Consider the following 23,233-nt stretch of genomic DNA (forward strand, 5'->3'; position numbering starts at 1 on the left):
CTAGGACGGCCTGTGTTCCTCCGATGGTTCTCGTGCTCGTCGCTCCCTCATCCGGCCTTCGGCCACCTTCTCCCACGAGGGGAGAAGCACGATTCGCGAAGGCGGATGCTCCGGGGCCTTCGTGCCGGCCTTCCCTCGCCAGGGCGGAGGGATTCTCGACGGTCAGCGGGCGATATGAAGGTCGCCGGGGTGGTCCTCGGCGCGGGCGGTCTGGAAGCGGGGCGATTCGGGGGCGCGAGGGGGGGCGGCGCCGACGACCTCGTCCAGGACGGGGAGGATCAGGGGGATGGCCGCCGGCGAGTCGGGCCGGGGCGCGGTGCGTCGCGAGGCCGGACGGGCGCCGGCTCCGGTCCCCTGGCGGGGCCGCGGCTCGGGGTCGTCGTCGGGCGACTGGAGCCGCGCGCCGCTGATCTCGACCGGCGGGCCCAGGCGGACGCCGTTGCCCTCGCGGGGCGCGGCCGAGGCCCCTCGTCGCGACGGGGAGGGGATCGGCTCGGGCGCGGGGAGCGTCTCGCGGACCGTGGTGTCGCCGCCGCGGCCGGGGCCGGTCTCGCCGCGGGGGCGGGTGGGGGTCATTTCGGCGAGGTCCATCGTCTTGGCCCCGCTCAGCTGGGGTTGGACGAACAACGCCGTGCGTTGTGATTCCGGGAATTCTTGGTTGAGTTTGATGCCCGACATGCTGATTTCCAGCGTCAGTTTCTCATCGATCCATTCCAGCATGAGGTTGTCGGGGACCCGGCACGTCACTTCCGCAGGGCGATCCCGCTCGGAGTTGGCCTCGTCCTCGGCCTCGACGACCGACTTGACCGGAATCTCGGCGTAGTGCTTGATGGTCGCGCGTCCGCGCAGGGTTTTGCCGTCCCGATCGTAGGCGTGAAAGGCGAGCATCCGGTTCGTCGCGTCGTCGACGACCATCTCGCGGATGTATGCCGAACCCTGGTCGCGCGAGGGGGGGAGCCGCAGCAGCGTCGTGCCGGGTTGGGGGCCGGGGGTGATCCGGGCCGCGGCCGCCTCGTCGGGCGTGATCGGCCTCAGGCCCAACGAGCTGACGATCCAGTCTGGCTGGTAGGTGGCCGCGAGGTCGCTCTTGGCCAGGTCTTCGTAGGCGGCCCGGAAGATGTATCGGTCATCGTTCTTGACCCAGAACCAGAACTCGTCGCGGTTCGAGCCCATGTCAGCCAGATCGAGCCCGATCCCGCGACTCCCCAGTTCCAGCTTGAAATCGTAAGGCTGGACCACAGCCAACCGTCCGCTCGCCGAGTAGCTCCTGGCCTTGCCGGTGTCGGGCTCAATCACCCGGACCCCGATCGAAGGGCTGGACTTCACCGTCTGGATCAGTCGCGCGTTGCGGTTGTGGTCGCGGACGAACTCGTCGAGGTAGAACGAGACCTTAGGGGGGGCCGGCGGGGGCGTCGACCGGGCCGACGGCGCGCCGCCGGTCCGGCAGCCGGCGGCCGCCAGGCAGGCCGAGAGCGCGAGCAGCATGCGAGACGCGGCCTTGGCCATCATGGGTCGGGCTTTCCTCGACGGGACGGGTCGGATCCGGGCGGTCGGTCCGGCGGCGTCGATTCGGTCGACGCCGCGAGGATCGGACGGCCGGGGCGAACGGGAAACCGGCGCGGGATATCCAGAAAGAGGTGGAATCGCGAAGGGGGCCGCAACTTAGCCCAGGTCGGAGACCGACGCAAGGTCGATCCGGGAGTGTGAGGCCCCTCAATCAGCGATCCCGCAGCCCTCCGCTTCCCCTTTCATCGGCCTCCCGGCCGCTCAACTTGCGAGGAACCGCTCCAGGGCGTCGAATCCCTTCTCCAGGGTCGCCAGGTCGGTCGCGAACGACATCCGGGCGTAGCCCTCGGACCCGAAGGCCGAGCCCATCACGAGCGCCACGTTCGCCTTCGCCAGAGCGGCCAGGCAGAACGAGGTGGAGTCCGTGACCTCCCGGCCCGCGAGCGTCCGGCCGAAGTGCGACGAGACGTTCATGAAGGCGTAAAACGCCCCCCCCGGCGGCAGGCAGGTGACGCCCGGGAGCTTCTCGATCCGCTCCAAAACGTAGGCGCGGCGGCGGGCGAACTGGGTTTTCATCTCGCGGACCGAGTCCTGCGGCCCCACGATCGCCTCGATCGCCGCGTACTGACTAATAGAGCAAGGGTTGCTCGTCTCCTGGCTCTGGAGGTCGCCGATGAACTTCGACACCGCCGTCGGGGCGACGCTCCAGCCGATCCGCCATCCGGTCATGGCGTACGTCTTGCTGACGCCCGAGACGGTGATGGTCCGGGCTGGGAGTTCGGGATGCAGGCTCGCGAAACAGGTCGGCCGCGCGTCGCCGTAGGTGAGCTGCTCGTAGATCTCGTCCGAGAGCACGCCGACGTCGGTCTTGAGGACCGCCTCGGCCAGCGCCGCCAGCTCCGAGCGCTCGTAGACCACGCCCGTCGGGTTGGACGGGCTGTTGATCATCAGGAGCCTGGTCCGGGGGGTGACGGCCGCCTCGAACTGCTCGGGGGTCATCTTGAACCCGGCGGATTCGGGCGTCGAGACCAGGACCGGCTTCGCGCCGGTGAGCTTCACCAGGTCGGAGTAGCTGACCCAGTAGGGGGCGGGGATGACCACCTCGTCGCCCGGGCCGCAGACGGCCATGAGGGCGTTGTGGATGGCATGCTTGGCCCCGTTCGAGACCACCACCTGCGCCGGGTCCGTCTTCACGCCGTGCTGGTCGGTGTAGACCTTCGCGACGGCCTCGCGAAGCTCGGGGATGCCGGCCGGGGGGGTGTAGTGGGTCTTGCCTTCGCGCATGGCGCGGATGGCGGCGTCCTGGATGTTGGCCGGCGTGTCGAAGTCGGGCTCGCCCAGGGCGAAGTCCAGGATCTCGAGGCCCTGGGCCTTGAGCTTGCGCGCCTCGGCGCCCATCGCCAGGGTCGCGGAGGGCTCGATCAATCCCGCCCGTTCCGCCAGAGAGAGAGGCATTCTCGGACCTTTCGCGTTCGCAAATTGGGGGTGGGGCCGGCCTCGATTCGCGCGACCGGCCCAGGCGGGACGACGGGAACCCCGACCCCGGGGCGGCCCGCCTTCCCGTATCCGGCGCCACAGTCGGCGGCCGATACCGTCATTCAGACGACTATGCCGTCCCGGGGGTTCGTCGGCAAGTTCTGTCGGCCCTCCCCACTCGTGCGGCGATCCTTCCCGAAGCGTGCGTCGGGAGCGTTTTTTGGGAAGCTGCTTGCCTAGTCGTCTATATTTACCCCAGATTGAGGCCGCCGATTGCAAGGCTTTCGACAGCGTGTTAAAATGACATGGCAGGGCAAGACGTGCCGGCGGACGGCGAAGAATCCGGCGGGAAGTGGCTGCGTGAGTCTTTCCGTCGGCCGGCATGGGTTAGGTTCGATTTCAGGGACGGAAGGGAGTCCGGTGGGCTTTCGCGGCGGGACGGCCCGTCGCCGGTGGAGCTGAGGGGGTCAGGACGGTCGGGGCGGGAATCCCACACTGCAAGTTCGTCGGGCACCGGGTGAGGGTGGGAATTATGCACCGCGTGGTGATCACAGGGATCGGTGTGGTCGCGCCTAACGGGATCGGGTCGCGCGCCTTCAGCGAGGCGATCGCCGAGGGCCGCTCGGGCGTGGGTTACATCGAGAGTTTCGACACGACGGGACTGCCGATCAAGATCGCCGGCGAGGTCAAGAACTTCGACGTGACGCCCTACCTGGGCGAGCACAAGAAGAACGCCAAGCTGATGAGCCGCGCCATGCGGTTCGCGGTCGGCGCGGCGGCGATGGCGGTCGAGGACTCGGGGGTCGACCGCTCTAAGCTCGACCCGACGCGGTTCGGCGTCTGCATGGGGACCGGGATCACGCCGGTGGACGTGGGCGAGCTGGTCGCGCCGATCCGCGCGGGGCTCGGCGCCGACGGCGGGTTCGACATGGCCCGGTTCGCGCAGTCGCGTTCCGAGTCGATCTTCCCGCTCTGGCTCCTGCAGCACCTGCCGAACATGGCGGCGGCCCACATCTCGATCCTGCACCACGCGATGGGGCCGAACAACACCATCGTCACCGCCTGCGCCGCCGGCACCCAGGCCGTGGGCGACGCCTTCCGGCTGATCGCCCGGGGCGACGCCGACGTGATGCTCGCCGGCGGCTGCGACAGCCGGCTCGACCCCCAGCTGCTCGTCGCCTACTCGGCGATGAAGGCCGTCAGCGCGTCGGTCCGCCCGCCCGTCGAGGTCTCCCGGCCGTTCGACGCCGACCGCGACGGCTTCGTCCTGGGCGAAGGGGCCGCCGTCCTCCTGCTGGAGAGCTACCGCCGCGCCAGGCGCCGCGGTGCGCGGATCTACGCCGAGGTCACCGGCTACGGCTCCTCGTTCGACGCCTTCGGCATCACCCGCCCCGAGCCCGAGGGCAAGGGCGCGGCGCTCTCCATGACCTCGGCCCTCCGCGAGGCGAAGCTCGACGCCGGCGAGGTGGACTACATCAACGCCCACGGCACCAGCACCCGGCTCAACGACCTGATGGAGACCATGGCCGTGAAGCGGGTCTTCGGCCACCGCGCCCCGTCGATCCCGATGAGCAGCCAGAAGTCGATGATCGGCCACCTGATCGGGGCCTCCGGCGCCGTCGAGGCCGCCGCCACCGCCATGGCCCTGGAGCGCGGGGTCGTCCCGCCGACCATCAACCTGGCCACCCCCGACCCCGACTGCGACCTGGACTACGTCCCCAACACGGCCCGCGAGATGCCCCTCCGCGCCGCCATGTCCAACAGCTTCGGCTTCGGCGGCCAGAACGCCAGCCTCGTCCTCGAACGCGTCTGACCCCCAGGCGACCCCCCCGTGGGGCGGCCGGCCCGGCCGCCCTGGGCGGGATATCGAGACGAAAGCGACCACCCCCCGGTCGAGTTCCGCCTGTGTGCCACGGGTTCCCCGAACCCGTGGATCGGCGTCGGGCCGCTCCCGAGCCGTCGCCGAGACCCCCGGCCGGTCCACGGGTTCGGGGAACCCGTGGCACCCCGACCGAAATCCGCCACCACCTGGCCGGCTTGAATGCGTCGCCCGTCGTCTCCCCCCGCGATTTCCTTTGACGGCACCCAGCCGTCGGGGGACGATCCGAGGGGCGTCGGTCGGCGGATCTCTCGGCAATCGGAGGGCTCGGACGTGTTCGCTCCCCCTTATCGCGCGGCGGTGATCGGCCGGACGGGACGCGGCGACTACGGCCACGGCCTCGACCTGGCGTTCCGGGACGACCCCCGGCTCCAGGTCGTCGCGGTCTCCGACCCCGACCCCGCCGGCCGCGAACGGGCGGCGAAGCGGCTGGGGGTCGAGAAGTCCTACGAGGACCACCGGGCGATGCTGGAGGCCGAGAAGCCCCAGTTCGTCGCCGTCGCCCCGCGCTGGCTGGACGGCCACGCCGACATGGTCCTGGCCTGCGCCGAGAACGGCGTGCGCGGCGTCTTCTGCGAGAAGCCGATGGCCCCCGACCTGGCCTCGTGCGACGCGATCGTCGACGCCTGCGACCGCACCCACATGAAGCTGGCGATGGCCTTCCAGACCCGATACGCCCCGCGCTACGCGCGGATCAAGGCGATGATCGCCGAGGGGGTGATCGGCGAGGTGCTGGAACTCCGGGGGCGCGGCAAGGAGGACCGCCGGGGAGGCGGCGAGGACCTGATGGTCCTGGGCGTCCACGTTCTGGACCTTTGCCGCGACCTGCTGGGCGAGCCCGCCTGGTGCTTCGCCCGCGTCACCGCCGAGGGCCGGCCGGTCGGGCCGGCCGACGTCCGCGACGGCGCCGAGGGGATCGGCCCGCTGGCCGGCGACCGTATCGATGCGATGTTCGGCTTCCAGGGCACCGCCGCCGTCGCCCACTTCGCGACCGCCCGCCCGAAGGAGCCGGGCAAGCGGTTCGGCCTGGAGATCCGCGGCTCGAAGGGCTGCATCGGCATGGGCTTCGGCTGGTCCCCGCCCGCCTTCCTCCTCGCCGACGCCGCGTGGGAGGCCGCCGGCCCCGGGGCCTGGTCGGCCATCACCGCTACCGACGAGCCCGGAGCCGGCGGCGACCCCCTCGCGGCCGGCAACCGCGCCATCCTCGACGACCTGATCCGAGCCGTCGAGACCGACTCGCAACCCGCCGTCGACGCCCGCTCCGGCCGCGCCGCCGTCGAGATGATCCTGGCCTGCTACGACTCCCACGGCCGTCGCGGCCTCTCCCCCATGCCGCTGGCCGAACGCGCCTCCCACCCGCTGACCCGGCTGCCCCGCGCCTGACTGAGGCCGCCTCGGCAGGTCTCACGCGTCTTCCCTTCACCCTCGGTGGGCATCCCTGTCTACACAAGTCTGCGCTACGAGGAGTTGAAGAGTTCGGGGGGATGGATCGAGCGAGGCGGCGGAGGTCGTCGAGGTCGTGGGACTCCAGCAGGTCGAGCGTCGCCAGCAGCTTCTCCAGGCCGGCGAGCAGGGCCGGGGCCGTCGACTCCACCCCGTGCTTCATCCGGCGGCCCGACAGCCGCACCAGGGTCGCCCGCAGCTTCGCCGCCTCTTCCGACTCCTCGCGGCGCAGGTGCCAGACGGTCAGGCAGGCCAGGCTCGCCGCGCACAGGCGGCGCAGGAACGCCTCGCCCTCCTGCTGCCGCCATCCCTCGGCGTTCATGCCGGCCGACTTCAGCAGCTTGTGGTAGGTCTCGACCTCCCAGCGGCGGGCGTACCAGCGGCCGATGGTCGCCGCGTCGGCCCGCTCGGCCGGGACGTTCGTGAACAGCCGCCATTCGGCCAGGACGGCCCCCAGGTCGCCGACCACGCGGGTCGCGACCGGTCGCAAGGGGAGCGGGGGGCCGGGGACGTCCACCTGCTTCTTGCCCCCCGCGGCGGTCTTCTCGCCGGTGTTGCGTCGCGCGGCCCGGTGCAGGACGACGCCCGCCTCGGCCGCCTTGATCCGCCCGGCCCCGGCCTTGAGCGTCACGATCGCCGGCCCGCCGTCGTCGCCCCGGGCCGCGACGAACTCGCCGGCCAGGCCGGCGGCGACGCCGTCCAGCTTCCGCTCGCGGCCGCCGTGCAGGACCTCGCGCGAGGCGTCGGCCCGGACGACGAACAGCCGGCCGGCGGCGTCCCAATCGCGGTAGTGGCCGACCGAGTCGGCCTCGCGATCGACGACGTGCACGGGCGTGCGCGGCAGCCGCCAGGATTCGGCGGCGGCCATGGCGTCGCCCAGCTCGTCGACGCGGCCGGGCGGGTCCTCGGCCCCCCCGAGGCGGGTCGAGAGCACGCCGCCGGCGGTGCGGAGGCGGAATTCCATCGGCCCCAGGGGCCGGCCGTCGTCGGCGTCGACGGCCAGGGCCGAGCCCAGCTCGTAGCCCAGGTCGGCGGCGTGCGAGCGTCGGCGGCGGTCCCCCTTGGAGTCGTGCGTGCGGAAGTTGAACATGCACCAGCCGTGGACGACCAGGACGAACCGGCCGCCGCGCCCTGCCAGGGCCGAGCGGACGGCGTCCTGGGCCGGCTCGATCAGGGCGTGGAAGGGGATCGCGTCGTTGTTGAGGAACCGGGTCATGGCCCGCGCCGCGGCGAACGGCCCCGCCGCCGCCGGCAGCGCCGAGATCCCCGTGGCCAGGGCATTGACGGCGTGCGCGTGCCCGCTCACGAGCTTCCAGAACCGGGCCTGATGCCCGCCGATCCAGCGATCCGAAGTGGTAGCCATGCCGACCCAGACTACCCGGCCGGCCGCCAAATCACCCAGTCGAAAAGATGTGTCCTCATCTATGCCGCCAGGGGGGAAGGACGTTATTCAGCCATCGTCGTCACGATCCCGCTCAGGCCGTCCGGGGGGCGGCCCAGTGGCCCTCGCGGTAGCTGCGCGAGACCATCGCGGCGGCCTCGTCGTCGCCCCGGATCGCCTCGGCCATCGGGTCGAAGTCCAGGACGCGGCCGACCCGCGCGGCGATGTTCGCCAGGTGGACCAGGGCGGCGGAACGGTGGCCCACGGCGATGTCGGCGTTCGGGGCCTTCGACTCGCCGCGCACGCAGGCCAGGAAGTCGTCGTGGTGGGCCGAGACGTCGGCCGGGCCGGTGCGCTCGGCGAGCTTCTGGTTCTTGCGGCCGTACAACGTCCAGCCGACCGTGTGGCCGATGACCAGCATCCCCTCGGTCCCATAAAACGCCGCGCCGTTCTCGTAGCCTTCCTGGACGTAGGGGGACCAGATCCGCTGCTCGAAGATCAGCCGCTTCGCCTCGCCCGGCCCGGCCGCGTCGGGGTACTCGAAGACGGCGTACTGGGTGTCCGGGAACTGCTGATCGTCGTCGAAGAACGACTTGCCCCCCAGGCAGGCGATCCGCGAGGGGTGGGTTTCCACCCCCAGGCCCCAGCAGGCGACGTCGATGTCGTGGACGCCGTCGTTTCCCATGTCGCCGCAGCCGAAGTCGCGCCACCATCGCCAGACGCCGGGGAGGAGGTTCGACCGATACGGGACCGCCGGGGCGGGGCCGAGCCAGAGGTCGTAATCCAGGTTCGACGGCGGCTCCGAGGGCTCCGTCTTGCCGATCGACCCGCGAAGCTGGCTGTTCCAGGCCTTGGCGACCAGCACCTCGCCGATCGCGCCGCCCCGCACCCGGTCGATCGCGTCCTTCACCACGGCCGTGCTGCGGCTCTGGGTGCCGACCTGAAGGTGCTTGCCCGAGCGGGCCACGGCGTCGGCCATGAGCCGGCCTTCGCGGATGTTGTGGCAGCAGGGCTTCTCGACGTAGACGTGCTTCCCGGCGTCGAGCGCGAGGATCGCCGCCGGCGCGTGCCAGTGGTCGGGCGTGGCGATCCAGACGGCCTCGATCCGACGGTCGTCCAGCAGGCGTCGCAGGTCCCGCTCGGCGGCCGGGGCCTTGCCCGACCCCTTCTCGACGATCGCCGCCGCCGACGCCAGCCGCTCGGCGTCCACGTCGCTCACGCAGGCGACCTCGACGTCCGGCCTCGCCGCCAGGAGCTTGAGGTGCCCGCTCCCCATCCCCCCCGCGCCGATCAGGCCGACGACGACCCGGGGCCTGGCCGCCCCGTCTGCCCTCGCCCGCAAGCCGCTCGCCGCCAAGCCCAGCCCCGCCGCGCCCAACGCGCCGCGCCGGAGCACCGTCCTGCGTGGGATCGCTTCCATCATCGGACTCCCTCGATGCCGTCGACCGGTCTGGATCGGAACCCCGCGATGATCGCCCCGCGACGGCCGCGACGCAAGGGACCGCCCGCGTCGGCCTCGGGGCGGGCCGTCGTGTGAGGGCCGACGGCGGCCGAGGCGGGTGCCTGAAATCGAACGGATTTCCCGCCACGCCGTCCGAGACGGCCGAAAAAGTAGCATGGTTCCCCTGAGGGTCTGCGCGGGCGGCTCTCGGCTCCTTGGCAATTCGCGGATCGGGAAGCACGAACTCGGCTCGGCGCCACGGTGCGACGTCGTCGCGGCACGCGAAGCGCGCCGAACGAACCCAATTTCCGGTGCCGAGTTCGTGTTGGAATCGCCTTCGGGGAAAAGCTTTGCGTCCGATGGGTTCGTTCTCGGGCCGGCGCGAACGAAGCCGATCGCGGTCAGCCCGGCTCGGCGGGCGGGAAGTCGCGGGCGAACCGGGCCCGGAGGGCGGGGCTGCCGCTCGCGGCGACGACGGCGGCGAGGCGGGCGACGAGCTTGGGGTCGTGCTTGTGGATCTTCAGGGCTTTCAGGGCGTCGCGGGCGGTGGCCTCGGATTCATCGGCGGCGAGGTGGAGCAGGGCGTCGATCGCGGCCGAGGCGCGGAGCATGGCGACGGCCAGCAGGATCGTCTCGCGGACGGGGGGGGACGTGGCGGAGGCGAAGCGTCCGAGGAGCGGGCCGAGGGCCTGGGGGATGCGGGCGTTCCCCATCGCCAGGGCGGCTGCCTCGCAACGGCCCTCGTCCTCGGCGTCGAGGAACTCGCGGACGAACGGCAGGTGCTCCACCGAGATCGCCAGCAGGGCGCGGAGGGCTTCCGACAGGACGTCGGGCTCCTTGTCGCCGATCCGGCACTTGAACCGCAGGACCAGGCCCGCCGCGTCGGTGCCGATCGCCCCCAGGCAGCTCGCGGCGGCCGAGCGGACGTCGCGCTCGGGGTCGAGCAGGGCGTCGGCGAGCCTGGCCGCCAGCGCCGGCGGGTCGATCCGGGTCAGGCCGATCAGGCCCGCCGCGCGGAGGGGAGGGGCCGTGTCCACCCACGGCGGCTCGCCCCAGGCCGGCTCCCTCTGGACGTGGCTCGCGGCTTTAGCGAAGACCTCGTCGCGGGGGTGCTCCAGCTTCTCCAGCGCCTGGACGATCGCGATCTTGGCGCGGCAGAGCTTGTCGTCCTTGACCGGGTCGACGAGGAACCGGCCGAAGGCGGCCTCCAGGTCGGGGGCGACCTCGGCCAGCCGCCAGGCGCCGGCGACCTCGGCCGCCGCGGCGACCACGAAGTGGGAGCGGTCGCCGATCGCCTTGCGGAGCGCGGGGACGTCCCCCGGCTCGGGACCGGGCTGGTCGCGGAGCCGCTTGATCGCCGCCAGCTTGTCGTCGAAGCTCGCCCGCTTGGCCACGGCCTCACCCGGCCTTGCGGGCGGCGGCCCGGTCGCGGAAGTCCTTGGGCGACTCGAACGGCGGCGGCCCGGCCTCGCGGGCGGCGGCCTCGACCCGGGCGGCCTCCTCGGGGAACCCGTTGTCGCCGAAGCGGCCGACGGTCGACTCGGCCATGTGGGCCTCGACGGCCAGGACCGAGTAGTTCTCGCCGTCGACGAACAGGTAGCCGAGCGTCCGGCCGTAGCGGTCGGGACGCGCCGCGCGGAGCAGCTCCAGCCGTCCCGCCCCCAGGATGAGCCGACGCGCGAAGGCCTTGGCCTCCTCGCCGTAGTCCTGCTCGCGGCGGCCGGGATATCGTCGGTTGCCGACCTCGGGGGCGTCGATCCCCAGGACGCGCACGCGCTCGGCCGGCGCGTCGGGCCAGCGGATCCGGATCGTGTCGCCGTCGTCGACCCAGACGTGCCGGGGATCGACAGGGACGCGGACCTTCGCCGCGCGGGCGACCCGGCCGTCCCGGCCGCGCGGGGCCGGGGCCGGACGGCTCCACTCGCGATGGACGAGAAAGGCCAGCGCCGCCAGGGCGAGGATCAGGCGCAGGCGGAACGACCAGCGCCGCCAGGCCGAGGCCGGTCGGGTCGGGAACGGTCTCGGAACGTCGCGCCGCATCAAGCATAACCCCCTGGGACCGAGGCTAACCCAGGATCGGGGGGGCGGGCAAGCGGCCGGCGGGGGGGCGGGCCGGTTAGTTGTCGGAGGCGTCGATGACCTTGCCGTAGAGGGCCTGCTCGAACTTCTCGTGGGTCAGGTCTTCGGCGCCGGTGCCGTCGTTGGCCCAGTGGCAAAGCTCGTGCAGCAGAGTCAGGCCCACGAAGTAGACGAGCTTGCCCGAGGACGTGTGCCGCAGCCCCTTGCCGGCCTCGAACTCATCGACGTGGGCCTTCTCCACCCGGATGACGTTCGAGTCCACCCGGTAGCAGCCCGACGCCTTCACGCCCGCGCAGATCAGGCCTTCCACGAGCTGGATCTCAGGCCCCTTGTTCCAGAGCAGCGCGTCCTTGATCGTCTTCTCCGAGGTGTTCCCGGAGAACCGCTTCAGGGCGTTGATGATGAACGGCATGTTCCGCACCTCGGGGATGTTGGTGCTCACGTAGTAGCGGAACTTCTTGTACGTCTTGATGTCGTCAGGATCCATGCGCATGACGCCCCTCACTCCCTTCGACGCCCGGGATCGGAACTTTTTCAACCGTCCACGACGTGCGTTCTACGCGACGCGGGGTCGAGGCGTGACGAGTCTTCGCGTCGAAAGGCGAGGCGGGGATCCGGGATGCGTGCGCATGCGGACGTGGATGCGTCGCGGGTCGCGGCTCAGTAGGCCGGTTCGAGCGGCCGGACGAGGACGTGGTCGACGCGGTTGGCGTCCATGTCGACGACCTCGAAGCGGAGGCCCAGGTCCTGGAAGCCTTCGCCGACGCGGGGGATGCGGCCGAGGCGGGTGACGACCAGGCCGCCGAGGGTGTCGAACTCCCCCTGGGGGGGCTCGGGGACCTGGAACAGCTCGACGAACTCGTCGATCGGGAACCGGCCGTCGAGCAGCCAGGAGCCGTCGGGGCGCTGGACGGCGCGGGGGGCCTCGTCCTCGGGCTTCTCGACCATGGTGCCGACGAGGGCGTCGCGGACGTCGGCCAGGGTGATGACGCCGACGACCGAGCCGTACTCGTCGAGCACGACGGCCGCGCCGGTGGGGGCCTTGCGGAGCACGTCGAGGATCTGCGGCCCTCTCGTCCCCTCGTAGATGAAGTCGGGCAGGGAGAGGAGCCCCTTGAACCGGGTGGGCTGGCCCTCGGCGCCGCGGGCGAGCAGGTCCTTCATCTGGACCAGGCCCAGCAGGTTGTCCAGGCTCTCGTCGCAGACCGGCAGGCTGGCGTGCGGGCTGAGCGTGATCTTGCGCGCGATCTCCTCGGGAGAGTCGCGGACGTCGAGCCAGACGACCTGGTCGCGGGGGGTCATCAGAGCCCGGGCGCGGCGCTCGCAGAACCGGAAGACGCGCTTGAAGATCGCGTGCTTGGAGGCGTCGAAGCCGCCCGATTCGGCCCCCTCGCGCATCAGGTCCTTGATCCGCTGCTCGGTCCCCGAGGTCCGCTCGGGGCCCCGCGCGCCGAGTCGACGCGCGAGGGCGCCGCCCGCCCGCCGGAGGGCCCGCGTCAGGGGCTCGATCGTCGCCGTCGCCAGGCCGACCGTCCCCGCCAGCCTGGCGGCGAACCACTCGGGACGCCCCTCGGCCAGGGCGCGGGGGACGACGTCGGCCAGGACCGTCGCCGCCGCCGCGATCGCCGCGGCGGCCGCCGCGGTCGCGAGCCAGTCGGGGGCCGCCCGGCCGGCCGTCAGGGCCGCGCCGGCCGCGGCGCCGCCGAGCACCAGCGCGAAGGTCGCCGCGGCCCGGGCCGCCACGGCGGCCGATTCCGGGTCCCCGGCGCGCCTCAGGGCCGCCTTCGCCCCCCGGTCGCCGCGCGCCGCCTGCTCGCGGAGGCGCTGGACCTGCGACGCCTCCGACGCCCTCTCCAGCAGCGAAAACAGGCCGGCCGCCGTCAGCAGGGCCAGGATCCCCAGCGCGAGCACCACGATCGATGTCATTCGGCAACCCAGCTCGGTTCGGGAGCGTTCCATCCGTCCGGCGCGCGTCCTCGCCGCGCCGGGCTCCATCCTACCAGAAGCGGGCGGCCGTCGCCCCGGATCGCCGATCCATCCAGGCGCGCCGAACTCCCTTATGGAACAGCCCCCCGGCGCGCGTTACCCTGGACGCCGTCCCGGGGCCCCGAACCGGGGGCCCATCCCCGCAGCCGGAGGATCGCGACGATGCTTCACATAGCCTGCCCCTCGTGCGGCGAACGCGGCAAGATCCCGGTCGGCCTGGTCGGCGCCCGGCTCAAGTGCAAGAAATGCGGGGGCGCCTTCCAGGTCGCCGCGCCGGAGAAGGCCCACGCCGCCGTCGGCGCGGCCGCCGCCCACGCGACGCCGTCCCCGGCCTCCCAGAAGGAATACGAGGGGATCGCCGTGGAGGGCCTGGACGCCGCCGCCTGGTCGCTCGCGCCCGACCAGTCGTCCCTGGTGCTCCCCGCCGTCGCCCACCACGAGCCGCCCCCGCCGTCGCCGTCGTCATCGATGCCGACGACGACGACGGCCGCCGTCGCCGATCACCCGCCCGACGTCCAGGCCCCGGCCCGCGAGTACAAGCTGCTGACCTCGAAGGACCGGATCTTCGAGGGCAAGTTCGACCTGACCCGCCTGGAGGACGCGATCAACCATTACGCCAAGCTGGGCTGGGTCGCCAAGTCCATGTGCCTCCCCCACGTTAAGAATTTCCAGGGGGCCATGCAGGAAGAGGTCGTCGTCCTGCTGGAACGCTGAGGCGGAAGAGGACCCTCGTGGATTGGAACCGAGAGGACGCGCGGCGGCAGGTCGACGACGCCTGGGCCGAGGGGATCCGCTTCGGCGTCGTCAGCGCCCCCGCCATGCGGCCAGGACGCGGCCGCGCCCGGAGCGCGGCCAAGGGCCGGAGGTACGCGGCGGAGGAGAGCTTTCGGGCCGAGGAACTCGCGGCGAGGCTGCACGTCGGGCTTGCCTCCGGGGCCTTCACGCCCTCGTCCGCGCGGGAGGCGGTCTTCGCAGCCTGCCTGGACGAGTCCATCCGGATCGTCGAGACGAGGGCGGGGGCCGTGGACGCCTTCGCCGAGTTTCTGGACCACGGCTTCTGGCTGTGGACGGTCGACCACGACGCGCCGGTCCCGGGGGCGGTCGCGTTCCATGCCCGCTTCGGCCTGCGGAGCCACATCCGGAGGACCTGACGGGGCGGGGCGCAAGCGAAGGCCCGGGGGGGCTCCCCGGGCCTTCGGGATGCGTCGGCGGCTCGCCTCAGGAGTCCTTGCGGCGGGACTTCTTGGCCGGCTTCGCGGAGAGCTTCGCCTCGGCGGCGACCTCGGGGCCGGGCGCGGCCTCGGCCTTGACGGCGGCCACGGGCTCCTCGGGCATGACCGACATCGCCGCGCCGGCCACGGCGCCGACGGCCGCGCCGGGGGCCATCTCGGCCAGGACGTCGGCGGTCGTCGGGGCCTTGGTGCGGCCCCGCCCCCCCTTGAGGGCCTTCGCTTCCTCCTGGGCGATCGACTGCGCGGCGGCCTTCACCGCCCCGATCACCGCGCCGGCGGCCAGCGTGTCGAGGACCTCGCCGGCCTGCGAGACCAGCCCCGGACCTTTCTTCGCGGCGGGCTTGCGGGTGGACTTCGAGGACGAGGCGGCCCCGGAGGCCTTCAGCCTGGCGGGCGCCTTGGCGTCGGACTTGGCCTTCGCCTTCGGCTTGTTCGTGGGCTTGAGCTTGGATTCGACCTTGGCCTTGGCGTCGGCCTTGGTCTTCGCGTCGGCTTTCGCCTTGGGCTCAGCCTTCTTGGACGCCGACTTGGTCGACTTGGTCTTCGCCGCGCCTTGGGAGGTCTTGGAAACTGACATCGTGGCGTCTCCGGGGCCGTCGGCCTCGCTGGAAGTGGAAGGTTCGGGAGAGCCCAGGGCGCGGAGGTGCGCCCCGAGGCGGGCACGGACTTGGGCGATCGCCTCGCGGATCTCGGTCGGCGTGGCGGCTACTTCTTCCCCAGGGCCCATTCGAGGTCCTCCTTCAGCGTCGCGAGGGTCTCGCGAGGGACGAGGTCCACCGCGGAGAGCCGCCGGGCCCCCGAGGCCGCCAGCCCCGCGCCCGCCGCGCCCAGCAGTCCGCCGACGAGGCCGTAGCAGCCCCAGAGCGGCAGCCGGGTCGCCCGGTGCAGGCCGTGGACCAGGGCCAGCGCGCCGAACAGCCCGCCCGTCGCCGCCAGCCCCGCCCCCGCCCCCATCGAGGCCAGCGCGGGGGGGATCGCGGCGGCGGCCTGCCGGAACTCGCTCCGGATCAACTCGCCGTGCAACGCCAGGAGCTGCTCCGCGTCGCGGGCGATGGGCCCGATCCGCTCGACCAGGGGTGACGTCTCGTCGTCGTTCGCCAAAGGCCTCTCCTCCTCGAACACCGGGGATCTCTCGATATCGTTAGCAACCGTCGTGCCACTCGCAGCGGACGGGCGACGAATCCCGTCATGATGATGTGAAAGCGCCGCGACCGGAACGAGCCGCGGGCGCGCCGATTGCACAAGGATCGTCGGGAGGACCGAGATCATGAGCCGACGCGAGCCGAAGATCATCGACGCGAGACGACTGGCCGAGCACCCGCTCCCCGAGCATGCGGCCGAGGCCGGCAAGGGGGACCGGGGGAAGCTCTTGATCGTCGCCGGATCGGTCGGCCTCCCCGGGGCGGCGATCCTGTCGGCGCGGGCCGCGCTCCGGGTCGGCTGCGGGACGGTGCGGGCGGCCGTGCCGAGGTCGGCGGCCCTCGCAGTCGGCGCGGCGGTCCCGGAGCTGATGGTCCTGGCCCTCCCCGAGACCGACGCGGGGACGGCCGCCGGGGGCGCCCTGGCGATCCTTGAGAGCCAGGTCGAGCCCTGCGACGCCGTCGTGATCGGGCCCGGCATGGGCTCGCACGCGGAGACCCGCCGGACCGCCTCGAAGTTCCTCGAAGGCTGCCCGCTGCCGACGGTCGTCGACGCCGAGGCCCTGAACGCCTGGGGCGAGGCCGGCCGGCCCGCGGGGGCCGGGCCGCGCGTCCTCACGCCGCACGCGCTGGAGATGGCCCGGCTGATCGGCGTCGAGCCCGAGGCGGTCGAGGCCGACCGCGAGGCGCTGGCGGCCCGCCACGCCGAGGGATGGGGGTGCGTGCTGGTCCTGAAGGGCCGCGAGACGCTGGTCGCCGGCCGCGACTTCCTGGTCAACCGGGCCGGGACGCCCGGCCTGGGGACGGCCGGCAGCGGCGACGTCCTGGCGGGGGTCATCGGCGGCCTCCTGGCCCGAGGGGCCGACCCGACGACGGCGGCCGCCTGGGGCGTCCACCTCCACGCCCTCGCCGGCGAGGCCGCCGCCCGCAAGCTCGGCGACGACGGCCTGATCGCCTCGGACGTGGTCGACCACCTCCCCGAGGCGATGCTCCGCCTGCTGGCGGCCGTCCAGGCCTGAGCCGGGCGGGCGGTCAGACGCCGTTCGCGGCCGCGTTCTTCATCGCGTCGACGAACAGGTCCAGCTCCTGGGGGGTGGTGTAGACGTTCGCCGAGATCCGCACCCCCTCGAACTGGGCGTGCTTGGTGGGCGAGGTCACGATCCGGTGCTTGTCCCAGAGGTGGCCGAACAGCTTGCCGCAGTCGATCCCCTCGATCTGCACCAGGGCGATCCCGCACGACCAGTCCGGGTCCAGGGGGGTCCAGAGCTTGAACTTCGGGCTGGCGTCCAGGAGGGCCCTAGCCCAGCGGTCTCGCAGGTGCCGCAGCCGCGCCGACTTCCGCTCCACGCCGATCGCGCGGTGGAAGGCGATCGCGGCGGAGACGGCGTTGTGGTTCGCGGCCGGGTGGGTGCCGATCTGCTCGTACTTGCGGACGTCCTCGTCCAGCTCGGGGTCCGCCCCCATGAGCGGCCAGATCGACTTCTGCTTGGCCTTGCGGATGTAGAGGAAGCCGGTGCCGATCGGGGCGAGCAGCCACTTGTGCAGGCTGGTGCCGAAGTAGTCGCAGTCCAGGTCGTCGCGGCGGAAGGGGAGCTGGGCGAAGGCGTGCGCGCCGTCGACGAAGACCTCGATCCCGCGCGACTTCCCCAGGGCGACGACCTCGCGGACCGGCAGGACCTGGCCGGTGAGGTTCGTGACCTGGGGGATCTCGATCACGCGGGTGCGCGGGGTGATCGCCGCCTCGATCCGGCCGAGGAAGTCGTCGGGCGAGGTGAGGGGGACGGGGAACGCGAGCTTCTTGACGACGATCCCGTCGCGGCGGGCGCGCTGGGCCCAGCTCGTCTGCATGCGGGGGTAGTTCTGGTCGGTGATGATCGCCTCGTCGCCGGGCTTCAGGTCGATCCCGAAGATCAGGGTCTCCATCGCCTCGGAGGCGTTGCGGGTGACGGCGATCTCCTCGGGGTCGCAGCCGAACTCGCGGGCGAGGTCCCGGCGCACCGACTCGACCCTCGGCTCCAGCACCCGCCACATGTGCTGCACGGGGGACTCGTTGGTGAACCGCAGGTCGCGGATCATGGCCTCCAGGACGTGGGTCGGCGTGGGGGAGACGCCGCCGTTGTTCAGGTTGACGACGGTGCGGTCGGCGTCGAAACAGCGCTGGATCTCGCCCCAGTAGTCCTCGTCGGCGGCGAGGTCGCACGGGCGTGCGTCGCCGAGGTCCTCGGCCGCGCCGGCGGCGCGGTCCAGGGCGTCGGCGCGGAAGGCCACGGCACCGAGGGCCGAGGCCCCGGCGAGGAAGGCGCGTCGGCTCGTCATGAGCGGGCTCCCGGTCGGGTGCGGTTCGAAAAGGAAGGGGACGCGCCGCGCGGGATCGGCCCGCGCGGCGCGTCGTCGGGCCCGTCCGGGTCAGAGCTGGTCGGCGCTGATGATCTCGCCGCCGTTGCGGCTGGAGAGGGCCTGATAGATGCCCGTCTGCGTGCCCGGGGCCAGGGAGTAGGTGCCGTTGGCGTTCAGGGTGACGCCGATCGGCAGCAGGGTGGTCTGGTCGTAGGGCCAGGTGCTGATCGAGTCCTTGATGAACCGGACCGAGCCGTCGCACAGGGCGAAGTTCGCCCCGCCCGGATGCCGGCTGGAGGCCGCCGCCGTGTAGGCGTTGCCGCCGCCGGGCACCCCCAGGTCGCCCACCGTGGGGGTGGCGATCCGGTTGTACGGGTTGATCGGGAAGAAGGTGAAGAACATGGTGTCGCTGAAGGCGCTGGAGAACCAGAGGAACCAGACGTCCTTGGCCGCCTGGGGCTGGATCCGCGAGAAGTCCCGCTCGCCGATCAGGAGGGTGTTGCTGGTGCCGTCGGTGATCGAGGAGATCCGGGTGGCGCTGCCGAAGTAGATCACGCCGTTGGCCTGGCCGGTCTTGGCGCCGTAGTCGGCGTCGACCCCCGAAGGGCCGGTGGGGTAGTTGGGGAAGACGCCGGCGTTGCCCGCGTACGAGGTGTGGTAGAGCTTCCAGGCCGGGGTGGCCGTGGCACCGCCGGGCATGCCGCTGCAGCCCCCCAGGTAGTTGCGCGGGATCGACGCCTGCACCGGCTGCGAGACCTCGCCGTCGCTGGGGCACCAGAGCATGCTCATCCCCAGGCCCATCACCGTCGAGTTGTCCGCCTGGTAGGGGTGCAGGTTGTAGTTGAAGGCGTTGCCGACGGTCCCCTGTTCCATGTAGGGGAGCATCCCCACGAAGAAGCTGTGGGCCTGCTTCCAGCGGTTGCAGGTCAGGGGGTACATGTAGAACGCGCCGATCGGCAGGGTCTCGTTGGCGCTGACGTAGTTGTGGACCGCCAGGCCCATCTGCTTCAGGTTGTTGGTGCACTGGGCGCGGCGGGCCGCCTCGCGCGCCGACTGCACGGCCGGCAGCAGCAGCGCGATGAGGACGGCGATGATGGCGATGACCACCAAAAGCTCGATCAGCGTGAAGCCGCGAGCCCCACGCGGGAGAGGGTTCGAGCGCATGCAAAGGCCCTTTCGGTTCGCAGAAACGACGAAGATGCCGACGAACGACCACGGGGAACGATCGAAGTGCGGGCTTGGGCGGGGGGCGGCGCGGACGCGCGTCCGCCTTATCGACGGCCGCTCCGCTTGGCCTTGGGCGGGGGTTCGCCGAGCGGATGGCTGATCTTCTTGTCCATGTCCTCGCGGAAATCGGCCGGGGTCTTCCCCTCGATCTGGGGGGCCTCGGCGGTCGAGGACGAGCAGCCCGCGAAGGCGAGGCACGCGTACGCGACCCCGCACGCCGACGCGGATCGGATCCAGTATTTCATCGCGGCACGACCTCCACGGCTTCCTTACCGGCGGACTCGCATTCCGGGGCCCCGGCCTCATGAGGAGGGGGAGAAGGGCTGTCACCCGGCGATACGTCACAGCATCCCTGTCATCGTGGGCTGCGTCAAGTAGGGAGATGAGAATCTCGCAACGATCGACCGCCGTCCCGGGCGGCCCGCCGCGACGCCCCCGGGCGTCCGGCCGGGAGGGGCCGCCGGCCGTTCGCAATCATCGGTTCATGGACGTATAGTAGAGGAAAGCCCGGGCGCGGCCCGGGCCCGCGACGCCCCCGCGGCCCGGCCCCGAGACGGTCACCGAAGACATGCTCGCCAAGCTCTTTTCCTACACGTTGATCGGGATCGACGCCGCCCCGGTGGAGGTCGAGGTCGACGTCTCGCCGGCCTCGATGCCCAAGACCGTCCTCGTCGGCCTGGCCGAGGTCGCCGTCAAGGAGAGCACCCATCGCGTCGAGCGCGCCCTGGTCAACTCCGGCTACCTGCGACCGGCCGACCGCGTGGTGATCAACCTGGCCCCGGCCGACCTGAAGAAGGACGCCGGGGGCTTCGACCTCCCGATCGCGCTGGGGATCCTGGCCGGGAGCGGGCAGATTGCGCTCGACCGGCCGGGGGACTTCGCGGTGGTCGGCGAGCTGGCCCTGACGGGCGAGACCCGGCCGATCAAGGGGGTCCTCTCGATGGTCCTGCGCGCCGCCGCCGAGGGCCGCGACGGCGTCGTCGTGCCCCGGGCCAACGCGGCCGAGGCGGCGGTCGTCGAGGGGATCGACGTCTACCCGGTGGGGAGCCTGGCCGAGGCCGTCGGCTTCCTCTCCGGCCAGCTCGACATGGACCCCGAGGCCGTCGACCTCGACGAGATCTTCTCGAAGTGCTCGCACATGGACGAGGACTTCGTCGACGTGAAGGGGCAGGATTACGCCAAGCGCGCGCTGCTGATCGCCGCGTCCGGGAATCACAATTGCCTGATGATCGGGCCGCCGGGCTCGGGCAAGACCCTGCTCGCCAAGCGGCTGCCGACGATCCTGCCGCCGCTCACCCCGGCCGAGAGCCTGGAGACGACCCGGATCTACAGCAGCATGGGGAGGCTCGCGCCCGGCCAGGCGCTGATGGCCGTCCGGCCGTTCTGCACGCCCCACCACTCGGTGAGCGACGCCGGCCTCGTCGGCGGCGGCAACCCGCCCCAGCCGGGGCAGATCTCCATGTCGCATAAGGGCGTGCTGTTCCTCGACGAGATGCCCGAGTTCAACCGCAAGACACTGGAGGTCCTGCGCCAGCCGCTGGAGGAAGGCCGCGTCACCATCAGCCGGGCGATGAACAGCGCCACGTTCCCGGCCGACTTCATCCTGGTCGCGGCCATGAACCCGTGCCCGTGCGGGTACCGGAGCGACCCTCGTCGGTCGTGCTCATGCTCGCCGCCGCAGGTGGAGAAGTACCTGAGCCGGATCTCCGGGCCCTTGCTCGACCGCATCGACCTGCACGTCGAGGTCCCCGCCGTCCCGTTCACCCAGCTCGCCGAGATGCCCCCCGGCGCGACCTCGGCCCAGATCCGCGAGCAGGTTTTGGAGGCCCGCGCCCGCCAGGCCAGACGGTTCGCCGGCGAGGGGACGCTGGTCAACGGCCGCATGGCCCCGCGCCAGCTCCGCAAGCACTGCAAGCTGAAGCCCGAGGCCATGAGCATCCTCAAGGCCGCCATGGAAGAACTCGGCCTCTCCGCCCGCGCCCACGACAAGGTCCTGCGCGTCTCCCGCACCATCGCCGACCTGGAGTCCTCCGAGGACATCCAGCCCCAACACATCGCCGAGGCCGTCGGCTACCGCTCGCTCGACCGCAGCGTCTGGATGTGACGCCCCGGATCGACCCTCGCCACCCCCTCCCGCCGCGACGCCCACCTGGAGACGCGACCATGACGACGAACGCCTCGCCGGCCGCCGCGCTCGGCGCGCTGGCCTGCTGCCTCGCCTTCGCCGCGAGCGCCACGGCCGCGGACTTTCCGATGGCCCGGTGGGACCTCCGGTCCTCCATACAGTCCGAGGCCGTCGACGAGGCCGTGCGGCACTTCCGCGAGCGGGTCCACGCCCTGGGCGGTCCCGAATCGGCGGACGGCGGGCTGGAGGTCGTCGTCTCCGAGGACGCCGGCGACGCGGCCTTCGCCGGGCTCGCCGACTTCGAGCGCGAGGAGGGCTACCTGATCGAGGCCGACGGCCCGGGGAAGCTGTCGGTCCGGGTCGCGGGGGCGGCGGGGGCGGTCCATGCCGTCTCGAACCTGGAGACGCGGCTTCGGGCGAATTCCGAGGGGGTGCGGCTCGCGTTCCCCGAGTGGGGCGAGGGAGATGCCCGGCGGCTCGTCGAGAAGCCGGCGATCGCGACCCGGGGCGAGTACCTCAACATCGGCTACGACCTGGCCGGGATCACGCCCCACCAGTGGGACGCGGCGAGGTGGCGGTGGTACGTCGACCGCCTGGTCCTGTCGCGGCTCAATCGCTGGTACGTCTACCTCTGGATCGACTCCCAGACGATGTTCCCCGGCTCCGAGCTGTCGAAACGGCCCGTCAACGCCCGGCTCCACGAAGGGGTCCGCGAGGCGATCCGGTACGCGCGCCGTCGGGGCCTGAAGGTGACGTTCATGGTCTCGCCGACGATGTTGCCCCGGGACCTCTGGGAGGCCCATCCGGAATGGAAGGCCGACATCAGCTACGCCCGCCACGGGTTCGCCTGCGTCTGCCCGAACGCCCCCGGCGCGTGGGAGCAGATGAAGGCCGTCTGGCGGTCCGAGTTGGAGTGGTTCCGCGAGGTTGACGCGATCCAGGTCTGGTTCTACGACCCGGGCGGCTGCTGGTGCGAGCGGTACGGCTGCAAGCCGAACCAGGTCGACAGCCTCGTCCGGCAGGTCCGGGAGTTCGGCGCGATGTATCGGGAGCTGAACCCCGACGGCGAGATCGAGTACAACCTCTGGCCGGTGAACCTCTGGGAGGCCGAGATGAAGGTGGAGGTCCGCGAGGGCCTCGCCCGGCGGCTGCAGGCCGAGTCCCCGCCGGGGGCGGCCCCGCTCACCATGATCGGCATGGTGGAGGGTTCTCCGGCCCCGGTCCCCGACCTGGAACGGAGCCTGGGGATGCGCGGGGGGACCTTCCTGTTCGCGGCCAACCCAGAGTCCTCCTACGTCTTCCCCACGCCGCACCTGGACTACTTCCGGCGCACGGCGCAGGCCGTCCGGCGGAACGGCCTCGAAGTCGCGTTCGGCCACCGACTGGAGGCCGCCACACGCGACTCCAGCACCTTCCTGATGGGCCAGTGGTTCTGGGACCCCGACCTGTCGACCCACCGCGTCCTCCGCCGCCTGACCGACTGGCAAACCGGGGACGAGGCCGCCGGTGAGCGGCTCGCCGAGGCCGTCGTGGTCCTCGACGAGCTGACCGCCAAGGGGATCACCGTCGAGGCCGCCCGCAAGCTCGGAGACCTCCTGGACGAGCTGCCGCCGGGCATGCCCCCCGCCTGCCGCGAGGACCTGGAATACTGGCCCGCCGCGGCCTCCGCGCTGCGCGCGATCGGCGAATCCCTGGACGCCGAGGGCCCCGACCTCGATCCGTACGAGAAAAAGTTCGCCGAAGCCCTCTCCCGAAGCCGAGCCTTCGCGCCGCTCGTCCCCCGGGCCGGGTCGCTGTTCCGAAGCTACCGGGGCTTCCTCCGCACGGGCTGGGAGAAGGCGTGCTTCTGAGCCCGCGACAAGGTCCTGCGCGTCTCGCGCACGATCGCCGCCCTGGAAGCCTCCGAGGACATCCAGCCCCAGCACATCGCCGAGGCCGTCGGCCGCCGCTCGCTCGACCGCGGCGCCTGGATGGGACGTCCC

19 protein-coding genes and 2 pseudogenes are annotated in these 23,233 nt (G+C 72.0%); 8 read left to right on the top strand and 13 right to left on the bottom strand.

Annotated elements, in window-relative coordinates:
* Positions 1-162 precede the first annotated feature (162 nt).
* Both G6O68_RS28240 and G6O68_RS28245 read right to left on the bottom strand, forming a co-directional pair.
* Positions 163-1,509 (bottom strand): hypothetical protein, encoded by a 1,347-nt coding sequence (locus tag G6O68_RS28240; protein ID WP_165252469.1) that lies wholly within the window; start codon positions 1,507-1,509, stop codon positions 163-165.
* 258 nt (positions 1,510-1,767) lie between these two features.
* Positions 1,768-2,961, bottom strand: a complete 1,194-nt coding sequence (locus G6O68_RS28245) for a pyridoxal phosphate-dependent aminotransferase (protein WP_165252471.1) — start codon at positions 2,959-2,961, stop codon at positions 1,768-1,770.
* Between the two features lie 553 nt (positions 2,962-3,514).
* On the opposite strand from G6O68_RS28245, the gene G6O68_RS28250 reads away from it, so the two are divergent.
* Both G6O68_RS28250 and G6O68_RS33680 read left to right on the top strand, forming a co-directional pair.
* Positions 3,515-4,795 carry a beta-ketoacyl-[acyl-carrier-protein] synthase family protein gene (locus tag G6O68_RS28250; RefSeq protein WP_165252473.1) on the top strand — a complete coding sequence of 427 codons (1,281 nt, stop codon included), beginning with the start codon at positions 3,515-3,517 and terminating at the stop codon, positions 4,793-4,795.
* Between the two features lie 339 nt (positions 4,796-5,134).
* A complete protein-coding gene (locus G6O68_RS33680; protein ID WP_165252475.1) occupies positions 5,135-6,244 on the top strand; it encodes a Gfo/Idh/MocA family protein in 1,110 nt (369 codons plus the stop codon).
* A 334-nt stretch (positions 6,245-6,578) separates the two neighbouring features.
* Here G6O68_RS33680 and G6O68_RS28260 read toward each other — a convergent pair.
* The 6 genes and pseudogenes from G6O68_RS28260 to G6O68_RS28285 form a co-directional block, all read right to left on the bottom strand.
* Positions 6,579-7,667: pseudogene (locus G6O68_RS28260) on the bottom strand (transposase); the annotation flags it as partial.
* Positions 7,668-7,779: 112 nt separating this feature from the next.
* On the bottom strand, positions 7,780-9,108 hold the full coding sequence (locus tag G6O68_RS28265) for a Gfo/Idh/MocA family protein (protein ID WP_165252479.1): 1,329 nt from the start codon (positions 9,106-9,108) through the stop codon (positions 7,780-7,782).
* A gap of 419 nt (positions 9,109-9,527) precedes the next feature.
* Positions 9,528-10,520, bottom strand: coding sequence for a HEAT repeat domain-containing protein (locus G6O68_RS28270; protein ID WP_165252481.1), 993 nt, complete (start codon positions 10,518-10,520; stop codon positions 9,528-9,530).
* A 4-nt stretch (positions 10,521-10,524) separates the two neighbouring features.
* Complete coding sequence (locus tag G6O68_RS28275; protein ID WP_165252483.1) at positions 10,525-11,166, bottom strand: thermonuclease family protein; 642 nt, start codon at positions 11,164-11,166, stop codon at positions 10,525-10,527.
* 76 nt (positions 11,167-11,242) lie between these two features.
* Positions 11,243-11,698 (bottom strand): hypothetical protein, encoded by a 456-nt coding sequence (locus G6O68_RS28280; RefSeq protein WP_165252485.1) that lies wholly within the window; start codon positions 11,696-11,698, stop codon positions 11,243-11,245.
* Positions 11,699-11,865: 167 nt separating this feature from the next.
* Positions 11,866-13,131 (bottom strand): hemolysin family protein, encoded by a 1,266-nt coding sequence (locus G6O68_RS28285; RefSeq protein ID WP_165252487.1) that lies wholly within the window; start codon positions 13,129-13,131, stop codon positions 11,866-11,868.
* 222 nt (positions 13,132-13,353) lie between these two features.
* On the opposite strand from G6O68_RS28285, the gene G6O68_RS32510 reads away from it, so the two are divergent.
* Both G6O68_RS32510 and G6O68_RS28295 read left to right on the top strand, forming a co-directional pair.
* Complete coding sequence (locus G6O68_RS32510) at positions 13,354-13,905, top strand: DUF4177 domain-containing protein (RefSeq protein WP_206108234.1); 552 nt, start codon at positions 13,354-13,356, stop codon at positions 13,903-13,905.
* A 17-nt stretch (positions 13,906-13,922) separates the two neighbouring features.
* Complete coding sequence (locus tag G6O68_RS28295) at positions 13,923-14,342, top strand: hypothetical protein (RefSeq protein ID WP_165252489.1); 420 nt, start codon at positions 13,923-13,925, stop codon at positions 14,340-14,342.
* Positions 14,343-14,409: 67 nt separating this feature from the next.
* On the opposite strand, the gene G6O68_RS28300 is transcribed toward G6O68_RS28295, so the two are convergent.
* The gene (locus tag G6O68_RS28300) at positions 14,410-15,150 is read right to left on the bottom strand and encodes a hypothetical protein (protein ID WP_165252491.1); all 741 of its coding nucleotides are present in this window, start codon (positions 15,148-15,150) and stop codon (positions 14,410-14,412) included.
* Positions 15,129-15,524 carry a phage holin family protein gene (locus G6O68_RS28305; protein WP_165252493.1) on the bottom strand — a complete coding sequence of 132 codons (396 nt, stop codon included), beginning with the start codon at positions 15,522-15,524 and terminating at the stop codon, positions 15,129-15,131. Before G6O68_RS28305 ends, G6O68_RS28300 begins: the two co-directional genes overlap by 22 nt.
* Before the next feature lie 166 nt (positions 15,525-15,690).
* Here G6O68_RS28305 and G6O68_RS28310 point away from each other — a divergent pair, with 166 nt between their 5' ends.
* On the top strand, positions 15,691-16,581 hold the full coding sequence (locus G6O68_RS28310) for an NAD(P)H-hydrate dehydratase (RefSeq protein WP_165252495.1): 891 nt from the start codon (positions 15,691-15,693) through the stop codon (positions 16,579-16,581).
* Between the two features lie 13 nt (positions 16,582-16,594).
* Here the strand turns inward: G6O68_RS28310 and G6O68_RS28315 are convergent, their stop codons facing one another.
* The 3 genes from G6O68_RS28315 to G6O68_RS28325 form a co-directional block, all read right to left on the bottom strand.
* Positions 16,595-17,878: an aminotransferase class V-fold PLP-dependent enzyme gene (locus tag G6O68_RS28315; protein ID WP_165252497.1), complete on the bottom strand. Its 1,284-nt coding sequence runs from the start codon at positions 17,876-17,878 to the stop codon at positions 16,595-16,597.
* A 90-nt stretch (positions 17,879-17,968) separates the two neighbouring features.
* Complete coding sequence (locus G6O68_RS28320) at positions 17,969-19,063, bottom strand: DUF1559 domain-containing protein (RefSeq protein ID WP_165252499.1); 1,095 nt, start codon at positions 19,061-19,063, stop codon at positions 17,969-17,971.
* Positions 19,064-19,170: 107 nt separating this feature from the next.
* Positions 19,171-19,371, bottom strand: coding sequence for a hypothetical protein (locus G6O68_RS28325; RefSeq protein ID WP_165252501.1), 201 nt, complete (start codon positions 19,369-19,371; stop codon positions 19,171-19,173).
* Between the two features lie 323 nt (positions 19,372-19,694).
* Between G6O68_RS28325 and G6O68_RS28330 the strand changes: the two genes are divergently transcribed.
* From G6O68_RS28330 to G6O68_RS33685, 3 genes and pseudogenes are all read left to right on the top strand, one after another.
* A complete protein-coding gene (locus G6O68_RS28330) occupies positions 19,695-21,230 on the top strand; it encodes a YifB family Mg chelatase-like AAA ATPase (protein ID WP_165252503.1) in 1,536 nt (511 codons plus the stop codon).
* Positions 21,231-21,289: 59 nt separating this feature from the next.
* Positions 21,290-23,101, top strand: coding sequence for a hypothetical protein (locus G6O68_RS28335; RefSeq protein ID WP_165252505.1), 1,812 nt, complete (start codon positions 21,290-21,292; stop codon positions 23,099-23,101).
* Positions 23,102-23,227, top strand: a pseudogene (locus G6O68_RS33685) (magnesium chelatase subunit ChlI family protein); the annotation flags it as partial.
* Positions 23,228-23,233 lie beyond the last annotated feature (6 nt).

Origin of the sequence: Paludisphaera soli (genome assembly GCF_011064595.1) — a bacterium.
Classification (GTDB): domain Bacteria; phylum Planctomycetota; class Planctomycetia; order Isosphaerales; family Isosphaeraceae; genus Paludisphaera; species Paludisphaera soli.

Excerpts from the sequence above, each read along its gene's own strand:
- G6O68_RS28285 (WP_165252487.1), bottom strand. The coding sequence starts at position 13,131 with ATGACATCGATCGTGGTGCTCGCGCTGGGGATCCTGGCCCTGCTGACG.
- G6O68_RS28275 (WP_165252483.1), bottom strand. The coding sequence starts at position 11,166 with ATGCGGCGCGACGTTCCGAGACCGTTCCCGACCCGACCGGCCTCGGCC.
- G6O68_RS28310 (WP_165252495.1), top strand. The coding sequence starts at position 15,691 with ATGAGCCGACGCGAGCCGAAGATCATCGACGCGAGACGACTGGCCGAG.
- G6O68_RS28315 (WP_165252497.1), bottom strand. The coding sequence starts at position 17,878 with ATGACGAGCCGACGCGCCTTCCTCGCCGGGGCCTCGGCCCTCGGTGCC.
- G6O68_RS28240 (WP_165252469.1), bottom strand. The coding sequence starts at position 1,509 with ATGATGGCCAAGGCCGCGTCTCGCATGCTGCTCGCGCTCTCGGCCTGC.
- G6O68_RS28265 (WP_165252479.1), bottom strand. The coding sequence starts at position 9,108 with ATGATGGAAGCGATCCCACGCAGGACGGTGCTCCGGCGCGGCGCGTTG.
- G6O68_RS28320 (WP_165252499.1), bottom strand. The coding sequence starts at position 19,063 with ATGCGCTCGAACCCTCTCCCGCGTGGGGCTCGCGGCTTCACGCTGATC.
- G6O68_RS28335 (WP_165252505.1), top strand. The coding sequence starts at position 21,290 with ATGACGACGAACGCCTCGCCGGCCGCCGCGCTCGGCGCGCTGGCCTGC.
- G6O68_RS28325 (WP_165252501.1), bottom strand. The coding sequence starts at position 19,371 with ATGAAATACTGGATCCGATCCGCGTCGGCGTGCGGGGTCGCGTACGCG.
- G6O68_RS32510 (WP_206108234.1), top strand. The coding sequence starts at position 13,354 with ATGCTTCACATAGCCTGCCCCTCGTGCGGCGAACGCGGCAAGATCCCG.
- G6O68_RS28330 (WP_165252503.1), top strand. The coding sequence starts at position 19,695 with ATGCTCGCCAAGCTCTTTTCCTACACGTTGATCGGGATCGACGCCGCC.
- G6O68_RS28280 (WP_165252485.1), bottom strand. The coding sequence starts at position 11,698 with ATGCGCATGGATCCTGACGACATCAAGACGTACAAGAAGTTCCGCTAC.
- G6O68_RS28300 (WP_165252491.1), bottom strand. The coding sequence starts at position 15,150 with ATGGGCCCTGGGGAAGAAGTAGCCGCCACGCCGACCGAGATCCGCGAG.
- G6O68_RS28250 (WP_165252473.1), top strand. The coding sequence starts at position 3,515 with ATGCACCGCGTGGTGATCACAGGGATCGGTGTGGTCGCGCCTAACGGG.
- G6O68_RS28245 (WP_165252471.1), bottom strand. The coding sequence starts at position 2,961 with ATGCCTCTCTCTCTGGCGGAACGGGCGGGATTGATCGAGCCCTCCGCG.